General features: G+C 68.4%; 6 protein-coding genes. 4 read left to right on the forward strand and 2 right to left on the reverse strand.

Annotated elements, in window-relative coordinates; genetic code table 11:
• The first annotated feature begins 167 nt into the window (after positions 1 to 167).
• The 3 genes from AC07PT_RS30225 (at position 168) to AC07PT_RS30235 (ending at position 5575) form a co-directional block, all read left to right on the forward strand.
• Complete coding sequence (locus AC07PT_RS30225; RefSeq protein ID WP_494659163.1) at positions 168 to 3317, forward strand: multidrug efflux RND transporter permease subunit; 3150 nt, start codon at positions 168 to 170, stop codon at positions 3315 to 3317.
• Positions 3314 to 4777 (forward strand): efflux transporter outer membrane subunit, encoded by a 1464-nt coding sequence (locus AC07PT_RS30230; protein ID WP_494659164.1) that lies wholly within the window; start codon positions 3314 to 3316, stop codon positions 4775 to 4777. Before AC07PT_RS30225 ends, AC07PT_RS30230 begins: the two co-directional genes overlap by 4 nt.
• Positions 4778 to 4873: 96 nt before the next feature.
• A complete protein-coding gene (locus tag AC07PT_RS30235; protein WP_494659165.1) occupies positions 4874 to 5575 on the forward strand; it encodes a glycine zipper 2TM domain-containing protein in 702 nt (233 codons plus the stop codon).
• Positions 5576 to 5599: 24 nt separating this feature from the next.
• Here AC07PT_RS30235 and AC07PT_RS30240 read toward each other — a convergent pair whose 3' ends face one another.
• Together AC07PT_RS30240 and AC07PT_RS30245 are read right to left on the reverse strand one after the other, a co-directional pair.
• Entirely contained in the window at positions 5600 to 6871 is a 1272-nt protein-coding gene (locus AC07PT_RS30240; RefSeq protein ID WP_492350739.1) for a multifunctional CCA addition/repair protein, read from the reverse strand.
• 19 nt (positions 6872 to 6890) lie between these two features.
• The gene (locus AC07PT_RS30245) at positions 6891 to 7574 is read right to left on the reverse strand and encodes a glutathione S-transferase family protein (protein ID WP_492350738.1); all 684 of its coding nucleotides are present in this window, start codon (positions 7572 to 7574) and stop codon (positions 6891 to 6893) included.
• A 125-nt stretch (positions 7575 to 7699) separates the two neighbouring features.
• Between AC07PT_RS30245 and AC07PT_RS30250 the strand changes: the two genes are divergently transcribed.
• Positions 7700 to 9544 carry a diguanylate cyclase domain-containing protein gene (locus AC07PT_RS30250; RefSeq protein WP_492350737.1) on the forward strand — a complete coding sequence of 615 codons (1845 nt, stop codon included), beginning with the start codon at positions 7700 to 7702 and terminating at the stop codon, positions 9542 to 9544.
• The last annotated feature ends 115 nt before the right edge of the window (positions 9545 to 9659 follow it).

A 9659-nucleotide genomic window follows, 5' to 3' on the forward strand; every position in this document is an offset into this window, starting at 1 on the left:
GGTCGCCTTTCTTTGCTTACTTTCTTTGGCGAAGCAAAGAAAGTGAGGCGGCCGCCGGGCCGCAACCCCGGCCTCCGACCTGAAACAAAGAGCAGAACTACCAGAGCGAAGCGGCGAACCCAGCCAACGCCAGCAAGCGCCAGCTGCGCAACTGAGAGGCTCAAAACATGAACTTCTCCGAACCATTCATCCGCCGCCCCATCGCGACCACCCTGATCACGATGGGCATCATCCTGGCCGGCGTCATCGCCTTCTTCATGCTGCCGGTGGCCCCCCTGCCGCAGGTCGACTTCCCCACCATCTCGGTGTCGGCCAGCCTGCCCGGCGCCAGCCCCGAGACCATGGCCACCACGGTGGCCACGCCGCTGGAGCGCGCGTTGGGCAGCATCGCGGGGGTGTCCGAGATCACCTCCTCGTCTTCGCTGGGCAACACGCGGGTCACGCTGCAGTTCGACCTGGACCGTGACATCAATGGCGCCGCGCGCGATGTGCAGGCCGCCATCAATGCGTCGAGGGCCCTGTTGCCCACGGGCCTGCCCAGCAACCCCACCTACCGCAAGGTGAATCCGGCTGATTCGCCCATCCTGATCCTGTCCATGACCTCGGATGTGTTGGCGCGCGACCAGATGTACGACGCCGCCTCCACCGTGCTGGCGCAGCGCCTGGCCCAGGTCAACGGCATTGGCCAGGTGGTGGTGGGGGGCGGGGCTCTGCCGGCGGTGCGGGTCGAACTGGACCCGGGCCGGCTGGCGGCCAGTGGCATTGCCATCGACAACGTGCGGGCCGCCCTGGTGGCCACCAACACCAACCGGCCCAAGGGTAATGTGGAAGACGGTGCCCGCAACTGGCAGATCGGCGCCAACGACCAGGCCTTCAGCGCGGCTGAGTACGCGCCCGTGGTGCTGCGCTATGCCAACGGCAACGCGATCCGGCTGCGCGACGTGGGCCAGGTCATCGACTCGGTGCAGGACGTGCGCAACTACGGCGTGTCCGACGGCAAGCCGGCCATCCTGCTGATCCTTTTCAAGCAGCCTGGGGCCAACATCATCCAGACCGTGGACGAGGTGCGGGCCCTGCTGCCGCAGCTGCGCGCCTCGATCCCGACGGCCATCGACCTGGGGGTGGCGGTGGACCGCACCCCCACCATCCGTGCTTCGCTGCGCGAGGTGGAGCGCTCGCTGGCGATCTCGGTGGGGCTGGTGATCCTGGTGGTGTTCGTGTTCCTGCGCCACTTGCGCTCGGCGTTGATCCCCAGCGTGGCGGTGCCGGCCTCGCTGGCCGGCACCTTCGGTGTCATGTACCTGTGCGGCTACAGCCTGGACAACCTCTCGTTGATGGCCCTCACCGTGGCCACCGGCTTTGTGGTGGACGACGCCATCGTGGTGCTGGAGAACATCTCGCGCCACATCGAGCGCGGCAAGACGCCTTTGCAGGCCGCGCTGGCGGGCAGCCGTGAGATTGGCTTCACCGTGGTGTCCATCAGCCTCTCGCTGATCGCGGTGTTCATCCCGGTGCTGCTCATGGGGGGGGTGGTGGGGCGTTTGTTCCGTGAGTTTGCCGTGGTGCTGTCGGTGGCCATCCTGGTGTCGATGGTGGTGTCGCTCAGCACCACCCCCATGATGTGTTCGGTGCTGCTCAAATCCCATGCGCCGGTGGCCCAACCCGGGCGCTGGGCGCGCCTGGGACTGCGGCTGCGACGCGGTGCGCAGCGTGCCTACCGGCGTACGCTGGCGCTGGCCATGCGCTGGCAACCGATCACGCTGCTGCTGCTGGCCGGTGTGGTGGGGCTGAACGTCTACCTGTACCGCGAGGTGCCCAAGGGCTTTTTCCCGCAGCAGGACACGGGCCGCATCATGGGCAACATCCGCGCTGACCAGGCCACCTCGTTTCAGGCCATGCAGCGGCGGCTGGATCGCTTCATGGGCATCGTGCGCAGCGACCCGGCCGTGGAGTCGGTGAGCGGCTTCACGGGCGGTGGGCAACGCAACACCGCGTCGATGTTCATCTCGCTCAAGCCGCTGGCCGTGCGCGGCGTGAGCGCCGACCAGGTGGTGGCCCGCCTGCGGGCCAAGCTCTCGAAGGAGCCGGGCGCCACCCTGTTCATGGTGCCGGTGCAGGACATCCGCATCGGGGCGCGGGGCTCCAATTCGCAGTACGAGTACACCTTGCTGGCCGACACGCTGGAAGACCTGCGCGCCTGGGAGCCGCCGATCCGGCGCGCCATCATGCAGCTGCCCGAGTTGGTGGACGTGAACTCCGACATGCAGGAAAAGGGCTTGCAGAACTCGCTGGTGATTGACCGCGATCAGGCCAGCCGCCTGGGGCTGAGCCTGGCGGCCATCGACACCACGCTCAACGATGCCTTCGGGCAGCGCCAGGTGGGGGTGATCTACAACCCGCTCAACCAGTACCGCGTGGTGATGGAGCTGGCGCCCGAGTACCAGCAGTCGCCCGAGTCGCTGCTGCAGCTGCGCTTCACCAGCAGCAGCGGGGCGCAGGTGCCGCTGTCGGCCTTCGCCCGGGTAGAGCTGACCAACACGCCGCTGTCGGTCACGCACGAGGCCGGTGCGCCCGACACCACCATCAGCTTTGCGCTGGCGCCCGGGGTGTCGCTGTCGCAGGCCACCGAGGCGGTGAACAACGCCGTGGCGTCCCTGGGGGTGCCGGTCAGTGTGCGCGGCTCGTTTGGCGGCACGGCGGGGGCGTTCCAGAAGTCCATGTCCAGCCAGCCCTTGCTGATCCTGGCGGCGCTGATCACCATCTACCTGGTGCTGGGCATCCTGTACGAGGACCTGATCCACCCGGTGACGATTCTCTCCACGCTGCCTTCGGCCGGCGTGGGCGCCTTGCTGGCGCTGATGCTGACCGACACCGAGTTCTCGATCATCGCGCTGATCGGGGTCATCCTGCTGATCGGCATCGTGAAGAAGAACGCCATCATGATGATCGACTTTGCCATCACCCGGCAGCGGCGGGCGGCCGAGACCGGGGCCCGGCTCACGGCGGCCCAGGCCATCTACCGCGCTTGTCAGCTGCGGGTGCGCCCCATCCTGATGACCACGGTGGCGGCCATCTTCGGCGCGGTGCCTTTGGCACTGGGCGCCGGTGACGGGGCCGAGCTGCGTCGCCCGCTGGGCATTGCCATCGTGGGCGGCCTGCTGTTCAGCCAACTGCTCACGCTCTACACCACGCCGGTGGTGTTTGTCTGCATGGACCGCCTGCGCCAACGCCGGGCGCGCCGCCGTGCCGCTGCCACCGTTGCCGCTGCGGTTGCCCTGCCGCGACCGGCCCTGTCTGTTGAAAGTGCTGCTCCATGATGTTGTCTTCCCCGCCTAGCTTGTCGCGGTTCCCGCTGCGCCCGTGTGCCGCGCTGGCGCTGTTGCTGCTCCTTGGCGCCTGCTCGCAAGCGCCCGTGTACCAACGCCCCGAAGTAGCCACGGCGCCCGCCTTTCGCGAAGCCGGCTGGCAGGCGGCCCATGCCGCCAGCCCCGACGTCCCGGACGACTGGTGGTTGCAGTTCGACGACCCCGTGCTGACGGGCCTGCAGACCCGGGTGCTGGTGAACAACCAGAACCTGCAGACCGTGTTGGCCCAGTGGCGCACGGCCGAGGCCAGCCTGGCCTCCAGCCGCGCGGCGCGCTACCCCACGGTCACGGGCAGCCTGGGCGAGACGCGCAGCCGCAGCGGCACCACCAGCAGCACCGGCACCAGCACCTCGGCCAGCCCGGTCAACATCGTGTCGGCCTCGGCCAATGCCAGCTGGGACGCCGACCTGTGGGGCCGTCTGGCCGGTGCGGTCGACGTGGCCGGTGCCCAGTTGCAGGCCAGTCGTGACGATCTGCTGGCCGCGCGCCTGTCGGTGCAGATCTCGCTGGCGCAAAGCTATTTCTCCTTGCGCAGCGTCGAATCACAGGCCGAGTCGGTGGCGCGGGCCGTGGCCGCCTATGACAAATCGCTGCAGCTGACCCGCAACCGCTACGGCGCCGGTGTGGCCTCGTCGGCCGATGTGGCGCAGGCCCAGACCCAGCTCAAGTCGGCCCAGGCCCAGCTGATCGAGCTGCGCCTGCAGCGCAGCCAACTCGAGCATGCGATCGCCGTGTTGCTGGGCGAGGCCCCGGCCAACTTCAGCCTGCCGGTGACGGCCCGCCTGCCCCGGCTGCCCGAGGCCCCGCCACTGCTGCCGGCCACGCTGTTGCAGCGCCGCCCCGACATCGCGGCGGCCGAACGCCGCGTGGCGGCCGCCAACGCCCAGGTGGGGGTGACCAAGGCGGCCTTCTTCCCGGCGCTGACCTTGTCGGCCGGCGCGGGCTACCGGGCCAACCAATGGGCCGACCTGACCAGTCTGCCGCATCGCTTCTGGTCGCTGGGCCCCAGTCTGGCGCTGGCCTTGTTTGATGCCGGCGGGCGCGAGGCTGTCACCAACCAGGCTTTGGCTGCCGTGGATCAGGCAGCGGCCAATTACCGGCAAGTGGTGCTGACCGCCTTCCAGGAGGTGGAAGACAACCTGGTGGCCGTGGCAGCCCTGCGTGACGAGGCAGCCGTGCAGGCCGAGGCCCTGGAGGCGGCCCAGCGTGCCCTGACCATCACCGAGAACCAGTACAAGGCCGGCACGGTGAGTTATCTGAACGTGATCAGCGCTCAATCCACCGCCTTGAGCGCCGAAAACACGCTGACCAGCGTGAAGAACCGGCAGTTGCTGGCGGTGGGGCAGTTGCTCAAGAATGCGGCTGGGCGTTGGGATGCTCCGCTGGCCCCGCCGGCCACGGCACCGCGCTGAAGGGCCCGATTTTCTTTACACGGCGAGCAGGAACCCTGAGCGCGATTTGCTTTCAAAATCAGGGTATCAAGGCATTCTTGCCGGAGGCACATCACCATGAAACCCGTCATCGTCATCAGTTCGGCCCTGTTGCTGGCCGCCACGGGCGCCCAGGCCCAGGAGCAAGGTCGCGTCATCTCGTCCACCCCGGTCTACCAGCAGGTGGCGGTGCAACGCCCCAGCTGCACGGTGCAGCAGGTGGCTGTGCAACCCCCCAAGTCGGGCGCGGGGGCCCTGATGGGCGCCGTGGCTGGCGGGGCGCTGGGCAATGCCGTGGGCGGTGGCGCCGGGCGTGCCGTGGCCACCATGGCCGGGGTCATGGGGGGCGCCATCCTGGGCGACAGCATCGAGGGCTCGGCCCCGGCCCAGGTCAGCAACGTGCAGCAGTGCAGCACCCAGACCGTGTACGAAAACCGTGCCGTGGGCTACAACGTGGTCTATGAGTACGGTGGCCGCCAGTACAGCGCCCAGATGCCCAGCGATCCGGGCCCCACGGTGCAGTTGCAGGTCAGCCCGGTGGCCCAGCAGGTGGCCGCACCGGTCGCTGCACCGGTGTATGCCCCGCCCGTGGCCCAGACGGTCTACACCGAAACCTACCCTGCCACCACCTACGTGAGCGCACCGCCGGTGGTCTATGCCGCGCCCACCTACTACGCCCCAAGCTATTACCCCGCCATGACCTTCGGTCTCGGCCTGGGGCTGGGCTACATCGGCGGCTGGCGCGGCGGGTACCACGGTGGTGGTCGCCACTGGCGCTGACCTCCCGAGGCTCGGTTCAGTTCATCAAAGGCCCATGGACTGGGCCACGGCATGCACCCGGGCCGCGTGCACGGCGTCCCCCACGGCTTTGCCCTGGGCACCCCGGGCAGCCGCTTCGGCCGCGACCACGGCGGTGATCACCGAGCGCGCTGCCGCCAGCACCTGGCGCAGGTGCACGGCTTGGGGGTAGGGTTTTTCTTCGAGCCCCAGGCGCCCTCGCGCATCGCATTCACAGGCCAACAGGATCTCTTCAAAACGCTCGGGCTTGCGCAGGGCGTCGCAGCGCTCCAGCAAGCGCACCAGGGCGGCGGCCCCGAAGTCGCTGCTGCGGTGCAGGTTGCCGTGTTCACGCGCGACCACGTCGGCCAGCTCGCGGCAGTCCACTGGCACGCGCAGACGCTGGGCCACGTCTTTCAGCAGACGGGCACTGCGTTCTTCGTGCCCGATGTGGCGCGGCAGCACGTCGGCCGGCGTGGTGCCCTTGCCCAGGTCGTGGCCCAGGCAGGCGTAGCGCACGGCCAGCGGGGCCTGCAGGCGGGCTGACATGTCCAGCACCATCATGGCGTGCACGCCGGTGTCCACCTCGGGGTGGTAGTCGGCCCGCTGGGGCACGCCCCACAGGCGGTCGAGCTCGGGCAGCAGGCGCTTGAGCGCACCGCAGGCCCGAAGCACCTCGAACTGGCGCGACGGGCGCTCGGTCATCAGGCCGCGCGCCAGCTCCTGCCACACCCGCTCGGGCACCAGGTGGTCCACTTCGCCGTCCTCGACCATGTCCTGCATCAGGGCCAGGGTTTCGGGCGCCAGCGTGAAGTCGGGGAAGCGGGCGGCAAAGCGGGCCACGCGCAGGATGCGCACCGGGTCTTCGCGGAAAGCCGGAGTCACATGGCGCAGCACCCGCTTTTGCAGGTCTTGTTGTCCCCCCCAGGGGTCGATCAGGCTGCCCGTACCGGGGTGCTCCGGGTCGATGCGCCCGGTGGCTGGGTCGGGGTGCAGCGCCTGGGCAATGGCGTTGATGGTCAGGTCGCGCCGGGCCAGGTCGTCTTCCAGGCGCACATCGGGGGAGGCCTGCACCACAAAACCCTTGTAGCCGCGTCCGCTCTTGCGTTCGGTGCGGGCCAGCGCGTATTCCTCATGGGTCTGCGGATGCAGGAACACCGGAAAATCCTTGCCCACTGGCGCAAAGCCCAGGCCCGCCATGGCCTCGGGGGTGCCACCCACCACCACCCAGTCGCGGTCTTGCACGGGCATGCCCAGCAGTGCGTCGCGCACCGCACCACCCACCAGGAAGATCTGCATGGCCACGTGTCCCGGGGTGTCAGCGCTTGAGGCGGTAGGGTTCTTCAAAGGCCAGAAAGTCCTGCTCGGCCAGTGCGTCGTCGACCCAGGCCCGCACGCCGGGCAGGGCCATCACCCGCTGCACGTAGGCGGCCACCGTGTCGGACATGGGCAGCCCGTAGGTGTTCAAGCGGGTGCAGATCGGTGCGAAGTAGGCGTCGGCAACGCTGAACTCGCCGAACAGCAGGGGGCCGCCGTGGTCAGCCAGGGCATCGCGCCACAGGGTTTCCAGTCGTTCGACGTCGGCGCGCACGCCGGCGTGGTCGCGCCAGACCAGGGCCCCGACGTCGGGCAGGCTGGCTTCGATGTTCATGGGGCAGTGGCTGCGCAGGGCGGTGAAGCCCGAGTGCATCTCGGCGCACAGACTGCGCGCGCGGGCGCGTGCCTTGCGGTCGGTGGGCCACAGCTGTTTTTCGGGGAAGGCTTCGGCCAGGTACTCGGCGATCGACAACGTGTCCCAGATCGCCAGATCGCCGTCCAACAGCACGGGCACCTTGCCGGCCACCTTGAGGCGGGCCAGCGCGCGCTTGAAAGCAGAATCGGGTGCGAAAGAGTCGAAGCGCACCTTGACCTCTTCGAACTCGATGCCGGCCTGGCGCAGCAGCACCCAAGGCCGCATGGACCACGAGGAGTAATTCTTGTTGCCGATCACCAGCTTGAGCATGTGCTTTCCTTCCGCAGGGGCCGGGCCCCGACCGGTGCCAGAGGCGAGGCGTCCGGCAGTTTCGAGAGGCCAGCATCATGCCACGCTGACGGAGCCTCTGCAGCGGCCTCATCTACACTTGTTGCATGTTGTTGCGTGATTGGCTGTCGTCCGTGTGGGAGCCGCGGCGTCTGAGCGTGGCGCAGTGGTGGGCCGGCGGGGCCGTACTCTTGTTCATGCTGGCCTTGCTGGCACTGGTGCTTTCGCAGGCCGGTGGGCGCCAGGCCGTCCGGTCGCCAGGCGGTGGGGCTGAGCTGACTTTGCGCGCCGGCGCCGAAGGCTTGCCCCTGGCCGGGGTGATGGGGGTGTTCGTGGACACCACAGGACACTTGAGCGTGGACGACGTGCGCGCCCCTGCGAACCAGGCGCGCTTTGAAGTCCCGACCCGGCCGGTGGCCACCAACATGAACACCCAGCCCTACTGGTTTCGCATCCCCGTGCGTCAGTTGGGCCGCGATGGCGACTGGCTGATTTCAGTGCCTTCGGTGGCTGCCAGCGAGCTGGCTTTTCACGGCCCCTATGACTCTGCAGGGCAGGCTTTGGCGCCCCCTGTGGTCATGGGCATCACCCACCCCTACAGTGCCCGCCCGCTGGGCGCGGAGCGCATGGTGTACCGCTTTCACCTGGCGCAGCCCGGCGACTACGTGATCTACCTGCGTGCCGTCTCGCGCCTGGGCCAGATCTACGCGCTGACGGCCTGGGACACCGGCGAGTACATGGCCGGGGTGCAGACCAAGCGCCTGTTCGACGGCTTGAGTTACGGCATTTTGCTGGGCATGCTGGCCTACAACCTGGTGCTGCTGGTGTTGTTCCGTGACCGTGTGTACGCGTACTACCTGCTGAATTGCGCCAGCGCGCTGCTCACGATTGCCAGCTTCAATGGTCATGTGGCGCGTTACCTGTGGCCAGACCAGCCCGGGTGGGCCGAGTGGGTCTATGTGCTGGCGCCGGCGACGTGGATTGTGGGGGCCATCCTGTTCGCCCGCCGTTTTCTGGACCTGGCCCGCTATGCCCCGCTGGTCGATCGCCTGGCACAGGGCCTGATGGGTTTGATGCTGCTGTCGATGGTGCTGGGCCTCATGGGGCACTGGCGCTGGCTGGTGTCGGCCACCGAGATCGGCTCCATGGTGGGGGCCGTCACGGGTCTGGCCGGGGCCTTGCTCGGGTTGCGCCATGGCTACCGGCCGGCGGGTCTTTACATCCTGGGGCTGATCGTGGTCTTTGTTGCGGCTTTTTTGCTGGTGCTGTCGAACTGGGGCGTGCTGCATTGGACGGCGATGCATCTGAACGTGCTGCAGTTGGGGGTGGCGGCTGAGCTGCTGGTGTTCTCCGTGGCCCTGGGCACCCGCATCCGTGTGCTGCGCCGTGCGCAGACCGAACTGCATGCCCGTGCCGAGCACCTGGCCATCGTGGCCGAAACCGACACCCTGACTGGGGCCGCCAATCGGGCCGGACTGGCCCAGGTGGCGCAGCGACTGCTGCAGCCCGGCCAGCGGCATGCGCTGCTGTTGCTGGACCTGGACGACTTCAAGCCGATCAATGACCGCTTCGGCCACGAAGCCGGCGACCAGATGCTGCAGGAGGTCGCGCGGCGCCTGCGTGAGCAGGTCCGGCCTGCCGACGTCGTGGCCCGCCTGGGAGGGGACGAGTTCGTGATCCTGCTCACCGGCCTGCACGAGCGCCAGCGCCTGGGGCAGGTGGCCCACCGCGTGCTGCAGTCGCTGCGTGCCCCGATGGCGTGGCAAGGCCACCCCCTGAGCGTGGGGGCCAGCCTGGGCTTGGCGCGCTTCCCGGACGACGGGGCCAATCTGCCGGGGCTGCTGCGGGCGGCGGATCGGGCGATGTACCATGTCAAGCAGGATGGGCAGACGGGGTTTGCCTTCCACGAGGATTTGCCGGATGTGTTTGCGAGTTTGCCCAGGGGGTTGTGAGGGCGAGCCTTGTCCACTTGTTGTGGGTTGTTTGGTGTCGCTGCGCTCTGGTGGTTCTGCTCTTTGTTTCAGGGCGGAGGCCGGGGTTGCGGCCCGGCGGCCGCCTCACTTTCTT

Source organism: Curvibacter sp. GW821-FHT09D12 (assembly GCF_059416245.1).

Excerpts from the sequence above, each read along its gene's own strand:
- AC07PT_RS30225 (WP_494659163.1), top strand. The coding sequence starts at position 168 with ATGAACTTCTCCGAACCATTCATCCGCCGCCCCATCGCGACCACCCTG.
- AC07PT_RS30230 (WP_494659164.1), top strand. The coding sequence starts at position 3,314 with ATGATGTTGTCTTCCCCGCCTAGCTTGTCGCGGTTCCCGCTGCGCCCG.
- AC07PT_RS30235 (WP_494659165.1), top strand. The coding sequence starts at position 4,874 with ATGAAACCCGTCATCGTCATCAGTTCGGCCCTGTTGCTGGCCGCCACG.
- AC07PT_RS30240 (WP_492350739.1), bottom strand. The coding sequence starts at position 6,871 with ATGCAGATCTTCCTGGTGGGTGGTGCGGTGCGCGACGCACTGCTGGGC.
- AC07PT_RS30245 (WP_492350738.1), bottom strand. The coding sequence starts at position 7,574 with ATGCTCAAGCTGGTGATCGGCAACAAGAATTACTCCTCGTGGTCCATG.
- AC07PT_RS30250 (WP_492350737.1), top strand. The coding sequence starts at position 7,700 with ATGTTGTTGCGTGATTGGCTGTCGTCCGTGTGGGAGCCGCGGCGTCTG.